The organism is Streptomyces sp. NPDC048002 (genome assembly GCF_040653275.1).
GTDB lineage: Bacteria > Actinomycetota > Actinomycetes > Streptomycetales > Streptomycetaceae > Streptomyces.
Map to the genome: position 1 here is coordinate 14159 of NZ_JBEZNL010000044.1, position 18280 is coordinate 32438.

Here is an 18280-nt window from a genome sequence, read left to right on the forward strand (position 1 = left end):
GTCAGTTCTCCTTTAGCAGGCTGAGGGTGGGCAGGGGGCCGCCGGGGAATTGCTGGAGGCGGCCGCCGGTGGCTAGGCGGCCGAGGTCTACGGCGGCCCAGCCGGCGCGCTCGATCAGGCGCGTGATGCGGTCGTTGGCGCCGGCGTCGTCGCCGGACAGGAAGATCACCCGGCGTCCGGCCGGGGTACGGGGGTTCGCGCCCAGGACGTGCGGCGGCAGAGTGTTGAACGCCTTGACCAGCTTCGCGCCGGGGACGAGATCGGCGACGACCTCGCTGGAGGTGCGGCCGCCGAGGTCGGCGACCTTGAAGTCGGGCGGGCCGAGCGGGTTGGTGGTGTCGATGACAATGCGGCCGCTCCAGTCGTCGAGACCGGTGGCGGCGACCGCGTCCTTCAGCCGCCGCCAGGGGACGGCGAGGACGACGATGTCCTCAGCCGCGGCTTCCTTGACGGTGGTAGCGGTCAGGCCGGGGCCCGCCGCGGCGACGAGGTGTTGCAGGGAGTCGGGTCCGCGGCTGTTGCTGATGAGGACCTGCTCTCCGGCGGCGACGAGGCGTTCGCCTAGGGCGGTTCCGATGGCTCCGGCGCCGATGATTCCGATGGGCATGGCGGGCTCCTGTACTGAAGGGGGTGTGGTGGACGGGCGGCGGGCCGGGCGGGGTCGGGGGAGGCCCCGCCCGGCTGCTTCCGGTCGTGGTCAGACGGCGAAGCCGCCGTCGACGTCCCAGCTGGTGCCGGTGATGAACCGGGCTTCGGGGCGGGCGAGGTAGGCGACGGCGCTGGCGATGTCGGCGGGCTGGGCGTAGTGGCCGACCGGCATCAGCTGCTTCATGGACTCGGCGAACGGGCCCGAGTCGGGGTTCATGTCGGTCTCGGTGGGGCCGGGCTGCACGGTGTTGACGGTGATGCCGCGCGGGCCGAGCTCGCGGGCCAGGCCCCGGGTGAGACCGGCCACGGCGGCCTTGGTCAGGGAGTAGACGCCGATGCCCGGCACCGGGATGCGGTCGGCGTTGATGCTGCCGATGGTGATGATCCGCCCGCCCTGGCCAAGGTGCGCTGCGGCGGCCTGGATCGCGGTGAAGACGCCACGGACATTGACCGCGATCATGCGGTCGAACTCGGTCAGCGGGAAGTCCTCGATCGGGGCGACGTGGGCGACGCCCGCGTTGTTCACAAGGATGTCCAGGGCTCCCAGGTGCTGGACCGTCTCGGTGATCGCGGCGCGTACGGCCTCCTCGTCCGCGCTGTCGGCCTGGATCGCGAGCGCACGCCCGCCAGCCACGCCGATTTCCTCGGCCAGGGCCTCCGCCTGGTCCTTGGCGCTGGAGTAGGTGAAGGCGACGGCGGCGCCGTCGGAGGCGAGCCGGCGCACGATCGCGGCGCCAATACCGCGTGATCCGCCGGTCACCAGCGCGGCCTTCCCGGTGAGCGGCTTGTCCGAGGTTGTTGCGGCGTGGTCCACGGTCTGCGTGGTCATGGTGTTGTTCTCCGTCTCAGCGACATCCGTAATTCCGAACCGTTCGGTTACTATGTCGTGGTGGCTGCAACACGGGCCACGACGGATCCATTCCGCGGCAGCGGACTTCTTTACGGGAGGCTCAGATGGCCAGGACAGGACGGCCCCGCTCCTTCGACGCCGACGTGGCCCTCGACAAGGCGATGCGTCTGTTCTGGGCCGAGGGCTACGAGGGCGCCTCGCTGAACGAGCTGACCGAGACCATGGGCATCAACCGGCGCAGCATCTACGCCGCCTACGGCAACAAGGAGGAACTGTTCCGCAAGGCCGTCGACCGCTACCTCGAAGGCCCGGGCGCGTTCGTCGCCGAAGCCCTCACCCAGCCGACAGCCCGCCAGGTCGCCGAGACGATGCTGCACGGCTGCGCGGATGCCTACACCACCCCCGGCTGCCCGCGCGGCTGTCTGCTGGTGCAGTCCGCCCTCGCGTGCGGGCCCGAGGGCGAGCCGGCCCGCGCCGATCTCGCCGCCCGCCGTGAGTCCGGCGTCGCAGCCCTGCGCGAGCGGTTCGAGCGCGCGCAGCGCGAGGGGGACCTGCCGGAATCGGCCGACGCCGATGGTCTGGCCCGCTACCTGACCGCGGTGGGCCAGGGCATCTCGGTGCAGGCCACCGGCGGCGCCAGCCGCGAGGACCTGCACCGCGTCGCCGACCAGGCCCTCGCCGCCTGGCCCGCCGACTGACCCCTGCCACATGGGCTGCTACTTGGCGAGGAAGGCCAGCAGCGCCGCGTTGACCTCCGCCGTGTGGGTCCACAGCAGCCCGTGCGGCGCGCCCTCGATCTCCACGTACTCCGCCGACGGCAGCAGCGCGTGGAAGGGACGGCCGGTCGCGTCGACGGGCAGGATCCGGTCGGCGGTGCCGTGCACGATCAGCGCGGGGACGTCGATACGGGCCACGTCGGCACGGAAGTCGGTCAGCCAGGTCGGCACGCACGCCACCGACGCGCCGGCCGACGAGCCGGCCGCCACCGACCAGCTCGCCCTGACCGCCTCGTTGCTGATCCGTTCGCCGAGCGTGACGTCGAGGTTGTAGAACGCCTGGAAGAAGCCGGTGAAGTAGGCGTAGCGGTCGGTGGTGACCGCCTCCAGGATGCCGTCGAAGACTTCTTGGTCGACGCCCGTGGGGTTGTCGTCGGTCTTGAGCAGGAACGGCTCCAAAGAGGCCAGGAAGACGGCCTTGGCGATCCGCCGCGAGCCGTAGGTGCCCAGGTAGCGGCCGACCTCGCCGGTGCCCATGGAGAAGCCGACCAGTACGGCGTCGGTGAGGTCAAGGGTGGTCAGCAGCAGGTCGAGGTCGGAGGCGAAGGTGTCGTAGTCGTAGCCGGTGGCGGGCTGGGAGGAGCGGCCAAAGCCGCGGCGGTCGTAGGTGATGACCCGGTGCCCGGCGCCCAGCAGCGCGGGCAGCTGCTTCTCCCAGGAGTGGCCGTCCAGCGGGTAGCCGTGGATCAGGACGACCGGCTGACCGCTGCCGTGGTCCTCGTAGTACAGCTCGATGGGTGCGCTGTTTTCCTGGCCAACGGTGATGTACGGCATCAGCTGGTCTCCTTCACTGCACGGCGGATGAGCCGGACGACGGTCTCGGGGTGGGTGAGGTGGACGGCGTGCGGGGCGTCGGCCTCCACGGTGTGCGCACCGGCACGCTGGGCCATGAAGCGTTCTGCGGCCGGCGGGATGGTGCGGTCCGCGCGGGCGACGAGCGCGTAGGACGGCACCGTCTTCCAGGCCGCGGCCTGCGTCGGCTCGCCCAGCGCGATCGTGCTCGCCGGACGCTGGGTGGCCGCGAGTACTGCGGCCCGCTGCGTCGACAGCCGATTGCTGAGGAAGACGTCGCGGAACTTGGCGGCCTTGAGGTACAGGTCGATGCCGCCGTCGTAGGGCACCGGCTGAAGGGCGGTCGGGATCGGGGCGGCCGGGTCGTCGCTCAGGTGCGAGCCGGGGAACTTCGCCGCCAGCGCGGCTGCGCTCTCTCCGGCGTCGGGGATGAAGGCCGCCACGTACACCAGGGCCTGCACGCGGTCGTTGCCGGCGGCGGCCTGGGTGATGACGGCGCCGCCGTAGGAGTGGCCGACCAGCACCAGCGGGCCCGGCGTGACCTCCAGCAGCTTGGCGAGGTAGGCGGCGTCCGAGGAGAGCCCTCTCAGCGGGACGGCGGGGGCGATCACCGGGTACCCGGCTTCCTGCAGGTGACCTACCGCCGTGCTCCAGCCGGCCGCGTCCGCCCACGCGCCGTGAACCAGCACGACGGTCGGTCTCGTGCCGCCCGAGCCGGACCGGGTCTCGGCCGCAGCCTGGGCCAGCGGGGTGAGGGCCGTCACGGTGCCGGCCGTCACCGCGGCCGCGAACGCCAGCGCCGAACGGCGCGAGGGAGAGGAAGACGTCATGGAAGGAGCCTCCGAAGGGCAAGAGCAGCAGGAAATCAGGGCAGTTGGGACGCAGGAGCACAGGCCGGGGCGCTGTGGGTGGGTCAGACCATGGGGTTGCCGTTGACGGACTGCCCGGCGGGCGTCTCGGGCTGGATGACGTCCCAGTGTTCGACGATGCGTCCGCCGTCCAGACGGAAGATGTCAGCGATGATCACGGGCTCGCTGTCCCAGCCGAGGACACGGCTGTGGGCGATGACGAGGTCATCGGTGGCGACGATCCGGTGGGGCGTCCAGCTGAAGTTCTTCAAGGTCGGCACCGTCGTGCGCAGGGCGTCCAGACCGTTCGGCAGGTTGGGATTGTGCTGGACGTAGGGTTCGGCCCAGTAGCGGTCCAGCGCGGTGAGGTCGCCCTGTTCGAACAGTTCGTGCATGGCCGTCAGTACGGTCTGCTTGTTGGCCTCCGGGGTGCCCGGGAGCGGGAGGGGCAACTCGCCCAGAGACGTGAGGGTGCCGCTCAAGCGGATGAGGGTGCCGTCGGGCAGGGCGATGTTGGAGTGCAGGGCGCCGCTTGTGAAGTCCTCGACGTGGTTGATGACAGCGCCGCTGGTCTCTCGCCAGGAGTTGAGGAAGAGGCCGGGCCGGATCTGCACCATGTGCGTGTCGACGGTCTCGGTGCGGCCGGTCTCGCCGATGCCGCCGCCGTCGGTGACGGTGAAGGTCAGCCGGTCGGCCGCCTCGAAGTGAAGTTCCACGCGCAGGGTGTCCAGGACGGCCAGGAAACGATGCCCGATCACCGCCGGTGCCGTCGGCAGACTGGTACTGGCTGCAGGCACGTCTTCATCTCCTCGTTCTGTTCCGTAGCGGTGTAGGAGTCCGCGTGCCGGGGGTTGGTCAGGCGGGCCGGTTCTTGTCGAGCCAGGCCACGGCGGCCTCGGCGACCTCGCGCCACCCGTGGTCGAGGGTCAGGGAGTGCCCGCGGTCGGGGAACGCGCTCACCTCGGTCTCGGCCGAGGAACGGCGGTACTGCTTGGCTGCGGACCGGACGACCGAGGGCGGCACGATGTGGTCCTTGCCCCCGGAGATCAGCAGCAGCGGGCCCCGGGCGTTGTTGTGGGTGGCGACCCGCGCGGGCGAGGAGGGGCTGAAGTTGGCGAACGCCGCCTCGAACAGCGGGCGGGCCGGACCGGGGATGGCCCAGCGGGCGTAGAGGTCGTCCGACTCGTCGGCGGGCAGGGCGTTGCCGAACGCGTACCGAAACTGCCGGGCGTTCAGTGACACGGCCTTGGAGCGGTTGCCCGGGTTGCCCAGCGCCACGAACGTCGACCGCAGCGTCGACACCGGCACCGGCTTCACACCCCTGATCGGGGCGGGGTCGATGGCGACCGCCGCCGCGACCAGCTCGCGGCCCAGGAGGTTCTGGGCGATGAGACCGCCGAACGAGTGCCCGATCACCATTGGCTTCACCGGCAGGTCGGCGATGATCCGGGCGTAATGGTCGGCGATGTCCGTGATCCCATAGCCAGCCGTGGCCGCCGGATGCGCCCGCGTCTCCTCCGGCGTCTCGCCGACGCCGGGCCAGCCCGGCGCGATCGGGTCGTAGCCGGCCTCCTCCAACAGCTCGATCCAGCTTTGCCAACTCGCCGGGTGGATCCACAGACCGTGGATCAGCACCACGGGCACAGACCTGGGGGTCATTGCCGGGCCCTCCTCATCATCAGAACCGGGAATCCTCCCCGGGGGACCAGAGTCATCGCCCCGCGCGGCGTCAGAGACCGGTTGGCCCGGGCCCGCCGCTCGGAACGGGTCCCCACAGCGTGCTGCGGGCAGCGGCCGGCACGCGTCTGTCACGTGACTGGTTCTCCCGTACAGCCATGCCCCAAGGGCTACGTTCGGCGCGGACTCTGGCCTGGTCAGACCGTGAACGCCGGACGGCACACCCCCTTCGCGGCCCCGACCTTGGGGAGTGCCGTCGAGGCCGCAAGCACCCCCGGCCCTGCCTGGATTGAGCCACTCGCCCTCACTCCAGCCGCGTCCCCACCGTGATGCCGGTCGTGCCGAACCAGTCATCTGACTGACGCCGCCAATCCGCCGGGCGGGCAAGGGTGAGGGTGACGTCGGCCCGCACCTGAGGGCCACCTGCGAAACGGAGAGAGCGACATGACCGCTGCCGCCCCCTACACCGGCTTACAGGCCCTGATCACCCCCCAGGACAGCGTCCTGCTGATGATCGACCACCAAGGCTCGCAGTTCGCCGGGCTGCACAGCCACGAGCCCGGAGCCGTAGTCAACGCGGCAGCCGGTCTGACGAAGGCCGCCAAGCTGTTCGGCGTGCCGACGATTCTCACCACCGTGGTGGCCGACCGCGGCGGCCGCCTGATCCCGCAGATCCAGGAGGTCTTACCCGATCAGGAGCCCATCGAGCGCACCACGGTCAACAGCTGGGAGGACCAGCGGGTCGTGGATGCCGTCCGTGTCACCGGCCGCAGGAACCTGCTCATCGCCGGCCTGTGGACGGAGATCTGCGTCACCTTCCCCGCCGTCCACGCCCTCGCCGACGGCTACAAGGTCTTCGCGGTCACCGACGCGTGCGGAGGTGTGAGTCCCGAGGCCCACGAACGCGCCGTTCAGCGGATGGTCCAGGCCGGGGTCGTACCGCTGACCTGGATGGCCGTCGCCGGAGAGTGGCAGCGGGACTGGGCGCGAGAGGCGACCGTGCCCGGCTTCGCCGAGATCCTGTTCGCCCATGGCGGCGGAGTCGGCACCAGCCTCGCCTGGGAGTTCCAGCTACTGGGCCTCGACAAGACGTGACGCCACAGGGCCGTCGCTCACGGCTGCCGTGAGCGACGGCCCCCGGCGCGGCCCGTCCGCGCTGCCTCGGCAGTCGATCTGCGGCAGTCTTACAGCGGAACTCCCGTGTGCACCGACTGATTTGGAAGTAGAAAGCCTCCATGCCATTCCGCATAGGCATAAGACCGATCCCGTCCGGCGTCGGCACGCTCTCCCTCGGCACCGCCCTGCTGCTGGCCGCCCTCGGCTGCACCAGCACCAAGACCTCGGACGGCCGGCAATCTGGCGGTGCCGTGATCACCATCGGTACGACCGATCAGGTCACGAGCCTCGACCCGGCGGGCGCCTGGAACGCGGGCTCCGGCGCAGTCGCGAGCGAGATCTACGCAACCCTGCTCAGTGCCAAAAACGGCTCGTCCGAGGTGACGCCGGACCTCGCGTCCGGGATCGAGCCGACCGGGGCCAAGGAGTACACGGTCACCCTGAAGCCCGGGCTGACGTTCGCCAACGGACACCAACTGACGGCGTCCGACGTGAAGTTCAGCTTCGACCGGATGCTGCGGATCGCCGACCCGGGCGGCCCGTCCCCGCTGCTGTACAACCTCTCCTCCGTCGCCGCGCCGACGCCCACGACCGTGGTCTTCACCCTCAAGTCGGCCGACGACACCCTGTTCCCGCAGGTGCTGTCGACGACAGCAGCCTTCATCGTCGACGAACAGGTCTTCCCGGCGGACAAGCTTCTCGACGACCGGGCCGTCGTGGCCAGCAAGCCCTGGAACGGCCCGTACGGCATCGCCACCTACGACAAGAACTCGCTGATCGCCTTCACCGCCAACACCGCCTACCAGGGTCAGCTCGGCACCCCGAAGACCAAGAACGTCCGGCTCAAGTACTACACCGACGCCGCCAACATGAAGCTGGACATCCAGCAGGGCGCCCTCGACGCCGTCCACCGCACCCTCGGCACGGCCGACCTGAACGACCTGTCCACCAAGAAAGGCATCCAGGTCCACACCGGCTCCGGCAACGACGTCCGCTACCTCGTCTTCGATCTCAAGGCCCAGCCCTACGGCAGCGGCACCAAGAACCCCGACGAGGCGAAGGCCCTGGCCGTCCGGCAGGCCATCGCCCACTCCATAGACCGGGCCCAACTCGCCCAGCAGGTCTACAAGAACAGCTACCGCCCGCTCTACACCTCGGTGCCGGACGGCCTCCCCGGCGCCGTCCCCTCCTTCAAGTCGCTGTACGGAGACAAGAAGGGCGGCCCCGACAAAGCCGCGGCAGCCGCCCGGCTCAAGGCCGCGAAGGTGAGCACCCCGGTCACCCTCAACCTGCAATACAACACCGACCACTACGGCACGTCCTCGGCGGACGAGTACACCCTGATCAAGACCCAGCTCGAAGCAACCGGCCTGTTCACGGTGCAGCTGCAGTCCACCGAGTGGACCCAGTACAACAAGGACCTCGTCGCCGGCCGCTACCCGCTGTACCAACTCGGCTGGCACGCCGACTACCTCGACGCCGACAACTACCTGTCCCCGTTCTACGCCGGCGCCGGCCAGTACCGCGACCCGGCTGTACGGGACCTGATCGCCCGGGAACAGACCGAGACGGATACGGCCAAGCGGGCGGCCCTGCTCAAGCAGGTACAGGACAAGGCCGCCGCGTCGGCCCCGCTGATCCCGCTGCTCCAAGGCTCCACACCGATCGTCACCCGCACCAGCCTCAGCGGCGTACCGGCCGAACTGGACGCGACGTACCAGTTCCGCTGGGCGGAGCTCGCGAAGAAGTGAGCCACGCTCTCGCCCGCTACCTGGCCACCCGGTTCCTGCTCGTCATCCCCACCGTGCTGATCCTGGTCAGCCTGGTCTTCTTCCTCATGCGCGCGACCGGAGACCCAGTTACCGCCGCCTTCGGCAGCCGGCTCACCCCAGCCCAGCTGGAGGACAAGCTCCACGAGGCGGGCTACGACCGGCCGCTGCTCACCCAGTACGCGGACTATCTGCGGGCCCTGGCGACCGGCGACTTCGGCCGCACCGCCACCGACAACCAGCCCGTCACACAGGTGCTGAGCACGCACGGAGCAGCCACCGCCGAACTCGCCGCCTACGCCCTCACCGTGGCCCTGGTCGTCGGTGTCCCGCTTGGCATGGTCGCCGCCTGGTACCGGGACCGCGCACCGGACGTGGCGCTGCGGCTGTTCGCGATCCTCACCTACGCCGTGCCCGTCTTCTTCCTCGGCCTGCTGCTCAAACTCGTCTTCGCCGTCTGGCTCGGCTGGCTGCCCGCCTCCGGCCGGGCGAGCCCCGACGTCCAGCTGTTCCTCCACGACCAGACCAACACCACCGGCCTCTACCTGGTCGACGCCCTGCGCAGCGGCAACCGCACGGCCGTGGCCGACGTGCTGAGGCACGCGGTACTGCCCGCCCTCGCGCTGGGACTGGTACTGGCGGGCGTGCTGCTGCGGCTGGTGCGCACGAACTTCATCGCCACCCTGCACGCCGACTACGTCGAGGCCGCCCGATCACGCGGGGTGACGCCATTCCGGCTGGTCACGTTGCACGCCGCCCGGCCCGCGCTGGCCCCGGTCGTCACCGCTCTTGGGCTTCAGGTCGCCGCGCTGCTCGGCGGAGCCGTCCTGATCGAAACCACCTTTGAGTGGCAGGGTCTGGGCCACCGGCTCGTTCACTACCTGACAGCTCGTGACTTCCCGGCTGTGCAAGGAATCGTGGCCCTGGCGGCCGTCATCGTCGCGGTGACGAACTTCCTCGTCGACGTCGCCGTGGCGCTGGTCGATCCCCGGGTGAAGTACTGAGCATGGCCGACCGCATCCCCGACCCTCCTCGGACCCTGCCGCCGGGCCGAGTGCGTGCCCGGTTGCGCGCGGGGACCGGCGTGCAGCGGGCCATGCTGCTCATCGGAGCTGCGCTGACCGGGCTGGTCCTGCTCACCGCCCTTGCAGCGCCCCTGCTGGCACCGTACGGCTACGCCCAACTACAGGACGGCGGAGAGTTGTTCGGTGCCCACCAGCCCCCCGGCGGCGATCATCCCTTGGGCACCACTGTCACCGGGTACGACGTGCTCTCGCGCACCATCTGGGGCGCCCGGACCGCCATCGAGATCATCACCATGGCGCTGCTGCTGTCGGCGGTCCCGGGAACCGTTCTGGGCCTGGTCTCCGGCTATCTCGGCGGCCGACTGGACCGACTGCTGGTAGGGGTGGCCGATGCGTTGTACGCGTTCCCGCCCCTGCTGCTCGCCGTCGTCATGTCGCTCGCGATGAGCGGCGGCCAGTCCAGCCTCGCCGGTGGCCTGGGCGCGACGGCCTGTGCCGTTTCCGTGGCCTTCGTACCGCAGTACTTCCGGGTCGTGCGGTCCGAAGCGATCCGAGTGAAGACGGAGCCCTACGTGGAAGCGGCTCAGGTCATCGGCACCAGCACGCGGCGCATCATGGTCCGCCACGTGCTGCGCAACTCCGTGCGCACCCTCCCGCTGCTCCTCACCCTCAACGCCTCCGACGCCCTCCTCACCCTGGCCGGCCTCGGCTTCCTCGGCATGGGCATCGAGCCCAACTCCGCCGCCGAGTGGGGCTATGACCTGGGCCGGTCGGTCGCGGACGTCACCGCGGGCATCTGGTGGACCGCGCTGCCACCCGGCCTGGCCATCATGCTCACCGTCCTCGGCACGACCCTGCTCGGCGAGGGCCTCACCGACCTGGCCGACCCACGGCTGCGCCAGCGCGGCCCGGCGACCGTACGCGAGGAGGGCGCCAGCAATGCCTGACCTGCTGCGCATCGAGGACCTGCACGTCACCTTCGCCACCGACACCGGGCCCGTCACCGCCGTGAACGGAGTGAGCCTCTCGATCGAGCCCGGGGAAGTGCTCGCGCTGGTCGGCGAGAGCGGCAGCGGCAAGACCGTGACCGCCAAGTCCGTCCTCGGGCTCCTGCCCGCCACGGCGGCCACTCGCGGCCGGGTGCTGCTCGGCGACGGCACCACCGACCCTGCCGAGGACGTACTGACCGCGTCTCCCGCCCGGTTGCGCGCCCTGCGCGGCGCACTGGCCGCCATGGTCTTCCCGGAACCGTCCACCACCCTCAACCCGGTCTTCACCATCGGCTGGCAGCTCGCCGAAGTGCTACGAGCGCACGGACACGGCCGCAGCAAAACCGATCGCCGGGCCCGGGCCATCGAGTGGCTCGCCACGGTCGGCCTCCCAGACCCGGACACCCGGGTGAACCACTACCCGCACCAGCTCTCCGGCGGCCAAAAGCAACGCGTCTTGATCGCCATGGCCTTGGCGACAGGCGCCAAACTCATCCTGGCCGACGAGCCGACCACAGCCCTGGACACCACAGCCCAAGCCGACATCTTGGCCCTGTTGCACCGCTGTCGCACCGACTTCGGCACCGCCCTGCTGCTGATCACTCACAACACCAGGACGGTCGCCGACATCGCCGACCGCGTGGCGACGATACGCGAAGGCCGAATCATGAAAGTCGTGGAGCAGGGCACGGCCCGCAGCCTGTACCCGCTGCCCGGTCATGCGCACATGCCCCGTCCGTCAACTGCCATACCCGCCGTCGTCTCCACAGGAAAAGGACGCACGCTTGCCCCGGCAGCGGACTCCGAGCAGCCCGTCGTACGAGCCGACGGACTGGTCGTCGACTACCCAGGGCGACTTGGACGGCCATCCTTCCGCGCGGTCGACAGGGCCACCTTCGTCATCCGCCCGAACGAAGTCCTGGGCCTGGTAGGCGCAAGCGGCAGCGGCAAGACCACCATCGGCCGGGCCATCGCCGGACTGACCCGCGTCACTGCCGGCGAACTGTACGTATTCGGCCGACCACTGACCGCCCGCCGCAGCCGGCACAGCCGAACCCACCACATCGGCTACGTCTTCCAGGACCCGGCAGCCAGCTTCAACCCACAGCTCACCATCGGCGACAGCGTCGCCGAGCCGCTGACCGTCCACCAACGCCACCTCGGGCCCCGAGCCATCCGGGCTCGGGTCGAGTCACTCCTGGACGCGGTGCACCTACCGTCGGCGTACACGGACCGCTATCCACACGAACTCAGCGGAGGCCAACGCCAACGCGCGAGCCTGGCCCGCGCCCTCGCACTGAACCCCCGACTGGTAGTCGCGGACGAGCCCACCTCCGCCCTGGACCTATCCGTCCAGGCACGAGTGCTCGACCTTTTCACCACATTGCAACAGGAGCTGGGCTTCGCGGCCCTGTTCATCAGCCACGACCTCACGGCGATCGACCAGGTCGCCAACCGTGTCGTCATCATGCAGCAAGGGAAGCTCGCCGAGTCCGACTTCACACCCCAGGCTCTGGCCCCTCACGTGCCGCCTCCACAGGAGCCTGGCGTCAACCAGTGAAACGAACGGACGGTGTCCCCTCTGGTCAGTACTGCTTGACCGTTGAATGAGGGCCGACCCGGCATCTCTCAGGCCACCCTGATCCGGAGGTGCCGCGCTGGCGTCAATGACTGGGACACTCCCATCCTCGCCAACTTCCGATCCACAGAACCGCCAACTGCGAGTCACCGCCCAGCCACGACCTGGTCTCGTTCCCGCTGCCCCGCCAAGTAGCAGTCAGAGTCACAGGGGCCCCAGCGTCACCAGACCGATGGAGAAGGGACGTTCGGACGGCCCAGAGGCGGCAGGTCCTCGGCCAGGCGAGGAGCTCCCATCTCAACGCAGGATGGCGGGGCACCCATCAGTCTTCGACCGGATGCCCCACTCCTGTACATGAACGTTCTCGCAGGTGTCGAAGTACCTCAACCTGCGCGAGTGCCGGATGAAACCGGTGCTGGAGCGGGCGGTCAGCTACACGATCCGTACGGCGCACTTGCTCGCGAACTGTTCGGCAGAGCGCGGACATTCGATGGCTCGGCCAAGACGTCGCGAAGCCGTTCGATCTCTATCCGCTGGGCGGCGATCTGCGACAGAGCCCGCTCCCGGAAGTCAGTGAGCCCATCGATCTCCACGTCACGTGCGGCGAGACGCTCCTTCAGCCCGGAGACCTGTTCCTTGAGCCGCTCGATCTGTGCCGCCCGCGGGTCCGGGATCACGCCCGTTTCCCGAAGCTCGGCCAGCCGCCGCTCGAACTCCTCCGCCAGGTGCTGGTAAGGGCCCGGCCGCGGCGAGCCGTCGCGGTTCTTCTTGGGATAGAAGCCGGTGCGGGCGACCCCGGCCTGGGTCGCGAGGGTCTTGATGTCGCACTTGCCGCCCGAGGGAACGTCACCGGCGAGGAGCCGGTCCATAACGTGACGAATGGCGGTTTCGTTGTTCCGCCGGGTCTCGTCGCTGATGCGGGCCACGTCATGCCCCCGTTCCGCAGTGGGCGTCAATCTCGGCCAGTACCCGTTCATCGCGGGCGAGTTCCTTAGTCAGTCGAGTCTTCTCCGTCCGCTGCGCGCGCCCGATGGTGGCGATGAAGACCTTCTTGCTCGCGGCGCTGGCCGCCCATACCGGGCGGTGAACCGCCCCGGTTCGAATGGAGACTCGATTTCATGAAAGGATCGAGTCATGGCACGACCTTCCCGTTACCCGCTTGAGCTCCGCCGTCGTGCGGTGCGCATGGTCGCCGAGGTGCGCGACGACTACCCGAACGAGACGGCCGCTCTGCAGGCGGTGACCGAGAAGCTCGACATCGGCTCCCGCGAGACGCTGCGGAACTGGGTGAAGCAGCACGAGATCGACGCGGGTACACGTCCGGGGACGACGACGGAGGAGTCCGCCCAGCTCAAGGCGTTGAAGAAGGAGAACGCCGAACTCAAGCGGGCCAACGAGATCCTGAAGGCCGCGGCAAGTTTCTTCGCGGCCGAGCTCGACCGGCCACAAACGCGCTCGTAGCCTTCATCGACGAGCACCGGGACCGCTTCGGCGGCGTCGAGCCGATCTGCAGAACCCTCACCGGACACGACTGCAAGATCGCCCCCTCCACCTACTACGCCCACCACAAACGACGGAGCACGCCGTCGGCCAGGACCGTGCGGGATGCCGTACTCAAGGAACAGATCAGCGAGGTCTTCGAGGCCAACTACCGCGTCTACGGGGCCAGGAAGATCTGGCGTGAGCTGAACCGGCAGGGCTGCCACGTGGCCCGTTGCACCGTCGAACGCCTGATGCGCGAACTCGGCATCACCGGAGCGGTCCGCGGTAAGCGCGTGATCACCACGCTGCCCGGCGGGCAGGCCGAACGGGCACCGGACCTGCTGGACCGCGACTTCGTCGCCGCCGCCCCGAACCGCTGCTGGGTCGCGGACTTCACCCACGTCAAGACCTGGGCCGGTGTCGTCTACGTCGCCTTCGTCGTGGACACGTTCTCCCGCCGGATCGTCGGCTGGTCCGCAGCCACCGTGAAGGAAACGGTCTTCGTCCTGGACGCCCTGGAGATGGCCGTGTGGCAACGCGACCGCGACCAACACCCCGTCCAGCCAGGCGAGTTGATGCACCACTCGGACGCCGGATCGCAATATACGAGCTTCCGCCTCGCCGAGCATCTGGACGCCGCCGGCATCGCCGCCTCGATCGGATCGGTCGGCGACGCCTACGACAATGCCCTGATGGAGAGCACGATCGGCCTGTACAAGACCGAGCTGATCAAGCCCCAACGGCCCTGGAAGTCACTCTCCCAGGTCGAGTTGGCCACCGCAGAGTGGGTCGACTGGTACAACCACCGAAGACTCCACGGTGAGATAGGCCACGTTCCGCCCGTCGAATACGAGACCAATCACCACAAGCAATCCGCGAAACTCCAGGTCACAACCATAATCTGAGATCTCTACCTGACACAGGGCGGTTCAGTGCCGGCTGGTGTGCAATGCAGCAGCGTTGGGGCTGGGTGGATGGTCGTGTAGCGGAGTGTGGTGTGTCTCGGCTGTGGTGAGCGGCGATTGCTGGCCTGCCTCCCCTGCTGGTTGAGGGTGGGGGAGGCAGGCGTGGTGTTTGTGTTATCCGATGGCGGTGCGGGTGAGCCAGAAGGGTTGGGGTCCGTAGATCTGGATGGGGTTGCCGGTGAGTCCGGTTCTGCCGCCGGTGGAGAAGGTGACGGAGCCGTCGGAGCGGATGGCCCAGATGTCGGGGATGGTGTCGTTGTTGGCGTCGGGGGTGCCGGTGAGCATGGGGATGGCGGTGCGGGTCCAGCCGGATGCTGCGTATTCGTGGTCGGTTCCGCCGGATGAGGCTGCGGCGGTGGCGAGGGAGTTGGGGTCGACGCCGCCGCTGGATGCGGCGATTCCCTTGCGGAGGAGGAGGCGTCCGGTGAGGTCGGAGCGGTAGAGGAGGTCGGCGATGTTGTCGCCGGAGATGTCCTGGACGGTGACGATGTCGCGGTCTTTCCAGGAGGAGGCGATGAGGCGGATGGCCTGGTCGACGGTGGCGCCGTGGTAGCCGGTGAAGGCCCAGAGTTCGTCGTCGGTGCCGTTGGTGGCGGTGGCGAGGATGTCGGTGCGGCCGTCGCCGGTGATGTCGCCGGCTGCGGTGATCTGGGTGAAGGCGGAGGGGCTGGGGGCGTTGTCGGGCAGGAGGATCTGTTGGCGTTTGTCGAGGTTGACGGCGCCGTAGCCGTCGCCGGGGTAGACCCAGAGTTTGCCTTCGACGCGGACGATGAGGTCTTGGAGGCCGTCGCCGCCGGTGATGTCGCCGTTGTGGGTGATGAGGGAGTTCTTGAAGTGGCCGCTGGGGGCGGCGGTGTAGGGCGGGAGGTCGTCGCCGTTGGGGTCCTTGTCGGGGTTGGCGCGGTAGGCGCCGGGCATGGAGAAGTCCAGGTCGCCGGTTCCCTTGTTCAGGGTGGTGTCCTGCTGGGAGGGGTAGAGGGCGAGGTTGCCGGCTTCGGTGGCGACCATGAGGTCGGGCAGTGCGTCGCCGGTGAAGTCTCCGGGGCCGTCGGCCTGGTCGCGGGGGGTGACGTAGAAGAGGTACTTGGTGGGCTCGGAGGGGTTGTCGGCGCTGTCGACGGCCCGCACGTAGAGGACGTTGGGTCCGGCGCTGGGGGGTTTGGCGCTGGTGATGGTGTGGGTGACGGAGGTGTCGGAGCCCGCGACCCGGCTGATGGAGCCGGTGTAGGTGGGTGAGTTGAAGCCGTACTCGTAGCGCTTGACGTCCGTGTTGACGGCGCGGAAGGTGAAGGCTCCTGGCGTGCCGAACTTCTTCACGCTCCAGACGGCGTCCTCGGCGCCGCTGCCGAAGCCGTTCTCGCCGGCGTCGGCGTTGGGGAAGTCGGTGGAGGTGACCTTGGGCGGTCTGGGCGCGGTGGTGTCCAGGACGAACCGGCAGGGCGCCTTCGTGGGGTAGTAGCCCGATGAGCTTTCCGCGTCGTCAACGGCACGGACCCGCCAGGAGTAGGTTTCGCCGCTCTTGAGCCTGCTGGTGGCGAACTTTGAAGTCGTCACCAGGGCATCTCCGCTGCCGTTGGCGACGGTCTTTTTTCCGGTGGTGCCGAGGAGGTCACCGGTGTTCTTCCACTCGCCGAGCTGCCAGAGGTCGAAGTCGAAGTAGTCGAGGTTCTTGTCCTTGTCGGTGCCCCTGGCGGTGAAGGTGAGATCGCCTGAGCCCATGCGGACGTAGGGCTTAGTGGTGGTGCACTTGCCGTCCGGGCCGAGGTCGAGGGAGTTGGAGACGATGGCCGGCTTGCGGTTGTACTCCAGGCTGAGCACCGGCGGGAAGTCGCCGTTGGCCTCGAACTTCTTCCACGCGTACTGGGAGTTCTCGTCCCGGGCCCGCATACCGAAAGTGATCATGTCGTCGCCGTCGTCGGCTGCTTCCTGAGCGCCCTTCTTCACGTCGAACGCCTCGAACTCGTCGCCGCAGCTCGATTTGTAGCCGTGGGCGAAGCTCTTCGTGGCGAGCTTGTTTCCGTCGTGGAGACGGGGGGCGTTCTTCCAGTTGGTGTGGGAGTTGATCCGCCCGGTGACGTGGACACTCATGCTGCGGGGACTGCAGGACCAGGCATACCGCTCCAGCACGGTGAACTTGGCCTTGGTGATCTTCGTGCCCTTGAGGTCGGAGTCGAAGACGACGTTGAAGAACGACCGGGAGGTCCCCCAGGTGTCGGACTCGAAACCGACACGGGCCTCGTCGGTGCCGCCGGCGTTGAAGTTCCGTCCGTTGTAGAAGGTGGCGTTGGGGTGACGACTGTAGGCGGTCGTCCAGTCGTCGGCCTGTTCCTTGAAGGCGGGGTCGATGAAGACGGGGTAGGTGGTGGCCGGATCGGCCAGGAAGTCCTGGTTGGGGGTGAGCGTCCACTCCCCGGCGCCGAGGTCGGCTTCGACGAGGTCACCGCGGGAATCGGGTGCCGGCCCGTTCAGGGAGGGCAAGGACAGGGTCGCGGCCGCACCGGTCTGCGACGGTGAGGGGGTCGGTTCGGCCGGTGCCGAGGGCAGCGGCGAGTCCGAGACAGTTGGTTCGGGCCCGTCGCTGGCGTCGGGCAGGTCCTCGACGTCGGTGTCGCTCTGTTCGTCCGACTCGACGGGGAGTTCTTCCTCGGTGGGGCTGGGTTCGGTGCTGTCCGTGGGGGAGGGACTCGTGGTGTCGGCAGCCTCGGGCGCGGTCGGCTGGGCGCTTGCACCGACGGTGCCGTCAGTGACCGCGGGCGCTCCGCTGCTGTCCCACATCAACGGTGTGGGGGAGACCGCCACCTCGTCCCCGTAGGCGTCCAGGGCGCTGACGATGCCGGAGAGCGGGTCCATCCGGAACGACAGAGTCGATGAATTGAGGCCGTAGACGAGCTGCTGCACGTGCGGATCGGAGGCCGCCGCCCGGTTCTTGAGGACCACCATCTGGCCGAAACCGTCGTCGTCGGCGGTGAGGACCAGGTCACCGCCGGGGAAGATTTCCGGGTACAGAGCGCGGTTGCCGTCGATGACCGGGGCCGGCACGGGACCGGGCCACGTCAGCTGGATCGCGTGCGCTCCGCCGGCCACATACAGCGTGACCAGGGGGGTGCCGGCGTCTGCAGCGGCCTGCTTCACCAGGGAGACCCGCCGGACAGCGGTCCGGGTGGCACGCTCGGTGCCCCGGCCGCCGGATCCGTCGGAGAACACCATGCGGGTGTTGGTGGCCTTCGGCTCCCAACCGTCCTTGGTGCGGGCCAGATTCGGATCGATCGGCTTCCACACACCGCCCACCTTCGCGCGGACGGCCGAGGCATACAGATCCTTCGCCAGGCCGCCGTCGGGCCGCGCCCACGTCGTGGAGCGGGCGGTGCGTGCGGCAGTGACCTCAACCCGTTCGCCGCTGTGCGCGGCCTGTGCCAGCGCGGCGGCCTCGGTCACCGGCCGGGCGCGCCCGTCACGGCTCTCGGCGTCCTGCCGGTCATCGCTGTCCAGGCCGATCCCGGCATAGACGACACCGGTCACGGCGAGCGCGGTGGCGAGCACCGCCGCTCCGGCCCGGCGGCCGGGCACACGGAGCCAATTGCGCGTCATCGGGCGGATTCCCCTTCCCCCTCGTTCCCCTTCGGGCCAGCCGATGATGACCTATGAGCGGGGTGTGGTCACTCTGTGCCCAGGACGCCGGTGACGAAGGCGGCAGGTCAGCGCACTGTCGGGCCGGAGATCCGCGGACCATCTGCCGCGCAGGGACGGCGGCGCAAAATCTGCCA

The 18280-nt window shown here is 69.1% G+C and carries 14 protein-coding genes and 1 pseudogene; 7 read left to right on the forward strand and 8 right to left on the reverse strand.

Translation table 11 applies throughout. The features are described 5' to 3' along the window. Nucleotide 1 precedes the first annotated feature (1 nt). Nucleotides 2–619 (reverse strand): annotated as a pseudogene (locus AB0E07_RS34085) (NAD(P)-binding domain-containing protein); the annotation flags it as partial. Nucleotides 620–697: 78 nt separating this feature from the next. Continuing rightward, on the reverse strand, nucleotides 698–1477 hold the full coding sequence (locus AB0E07_RS34090) for a 3-oxoacyl-ACP reductase family protein (RefSeq protein WP_362260779.1): 780 nt from the start codon (nucleotides 1475–1477) through the stop codon (nucleotides 698–700). 125 nt (nucleotides 1478–1602) lie between these two features. Here AB0E07_RS34090 and AB0E07_RS34095 point away from each other — a divergent pair, with 125 nt between their 5' ends. Beyond that, a complete protein-coding gene (locus AB0E07_RS34095) occupies nucleotides 1603–2196 on the forward strand; it encodes a TetR/AcrR family transcriptional regulator (RefSeq protein WP_362260781.1) in 594 nt (197 codons plus the stop codon). An 18-nt stretch (nucleotides 2197–2214) separates the two neighbouring features. Here AB0E07_RS34095 and AB0E07_RS34100 read toward each other — a convergent pair whose 3' ends face one another. From AB0E07_RS34100 to AB0E07_RS34115, 4 genes are all read right to left on the reverse strand, one after another. Continuing rightward, nucleotides 2215–3048, reverse strand: coding sequence for an alpha/beta hydrolase (locus AB0E07_RS34100; RefSeq protein WP_362260783.1), 834 nt, complete (start codon nucleotides 3046–3048; stop codon nucleotides 2215–2217). Further along, nucleotides 3048–3896 carry an alpha/beta hydrolase gene (locus AB0E07_RS34105; protein ID WP_015662482.1) on the reverse strand — a complete coding sequence of 283 codons (849 nt, stop codon included), beginning with the start codon at nucleotides 3894–3896 and terminating at the stop codon, nucleotides 3048–3050. Before AB0E07_RS34105 ends, AB0E07_RS34100 begins: the two co-directional genes overlap by 1 nt. Before the next feature lie 83 nt (nucleotides 3897–3979). Next, complete coding sequence (locus AB0E07_RS34110) at nucleotides 3980–4711, reverse strand: nuclear transport factor 2 family protein (RefSeq protein ID WP_362260785.1); 732 nt, start codon at nucleotides 4709–4711, stop codon at nucleotides 3980–3982. Nucleotides 4712–4769: 58 nt separating this feature from the next. Beyond that, nucleotides 4770–5573: an alpha/beta fold hydrolase gene (locus AB0E07_RS34115; protein WP_362260787.1), complete on the reverse strand. Its 804-nt coding sequence runs from the start codon at nucleotides 5571–5573 to the stop codon at nucleotides 4770–4772. Nucleotides 5574–6035: 462 nt separating this feature from the next. On the opposite strand from AB0E07_RS34115, the gene AB0E07_RS34120 reads away from it, so the two are divergent. The 5 genes from AB0E07_RS34120 to AB0E07_RS34140 all read left to right on the forward strand — a co-directional run bounded on the left by AB0E07_RS34120 (nucleotide 6036) and on the right by AB0E07_RS34140 (nucleotide 12051). Beyond that, on the forward strand, nucleotides 6036–6686 hold the full coding sequence (locus tag AB0E07_RS34120) for a hydrolase (protein WP_015662479.1): 651 nt from the start codon (nucleotides 6036–6038) through the stop codon (nucleotides 6684–6686). 140 nt (nucleotides 6687–6826) lie between these two features. Further along, nucleotides 6827–8458: an ABC transporter substrate-binding protein gene (locus tag AB0E07_RS34125; RefSeq protein WP_362260790.1), complete on the forward strand. Its 1632-nt coding sequence runs from the start codon at nucleotides 6827–6829 to the stop codon at nucleotides 8456–8458. Beyond that, the gene (locus AB0E07_RS34130) at nucleotides 8455–9480 is read left to right on the forward strand and encodes an ABC transporter permease (protein ID WP_362260792.1); all 1026 of its coding nucleotides are present in this window, start codon (nucleotides 8455–8457) and stop codon (nucleotides 9478–9480) included. The genes AB0E07_RS34125 and AB0E07_RS34130 overlap by 4 nt, the downstream gene beginning before the upstream one ends. A gap of 2 nt (nucleotides 9481–9482) precedes the next feature. Beyond that, on the forward strand, nucleotides 9483–10448 hold the full coding sequence (locus AB0E07_RS34135) for an ABC transporter permease (protein WP_362260794.1): 966 nt from the start codon (nucleotides 9483–9485) through the stop codon (nucleotides 10446–10448). Then, entirely contained in the window at nucleotides 10441–12051 is a 1611-nt protein-coding gene (locus AB0E07_RS34140; protein ID WP_362260796.1) for an ABC transporter ATP-binding protein, read from the forward strand. The genes AB0E07_RS34135 and AB0E07_RS34140 overlap by 8 nt, the downstream gene beginning before the upstream one ends. A gap of 446 nt (nucleotides 12052–12497) precedes the next feature. Here the strand turns inward: AB0E07_RS34140 and AB0E07_RS34145 are convergent, their stop codons facing one another. Beyond that, on the reverse strand, nucleotides 12498–12995 hold the full coding sequence (locus AB0E07_RS34145; protein WP_041820447.1) for a hypothetical protein: 498 nt from the start codon (nucleotides 12993–12995) through the stop codon (nucleotides 12498–12500). A 208-nt stretch (nucleotides 12996–13203) separates the two neighbouring features. Here AB0E07_RS34145 and AB0E07_RS34150 point away from each other — a divergent pair. After that, a protein-coding gene (locus AB0E07_RS34150; RefSeq protein ID WP_362260799.1) for an IS3 family transposase occupies nucleotides 13204–14456 on the forward strand; the annotation gives its coding sequence in 2 pieces (ribosomal slippage) (nucleotides 13204–13486 and nucleotides 13486–14456; 1254 coding nt in all). A 174-nt stretch (nucleotides 14457–14630) separates the two neighbouring features. Here the strand turns inward: AB0E07_RS34150 and AB0E07_RS34155 are convergent. Then, nucleotides 14631–18104, reverse strand: a complete 3474-nt coding sequence (locus AB0E07_RS34155) for a DNRLRE domain-containing protein (protein WP_362260802.1) — start codon at nucleotides 18102–18104, stop codon at nucleotides 14631–14633. Between the last annotated feature and the right edge of the window lie 176 nt (nucleotides 18105–18280).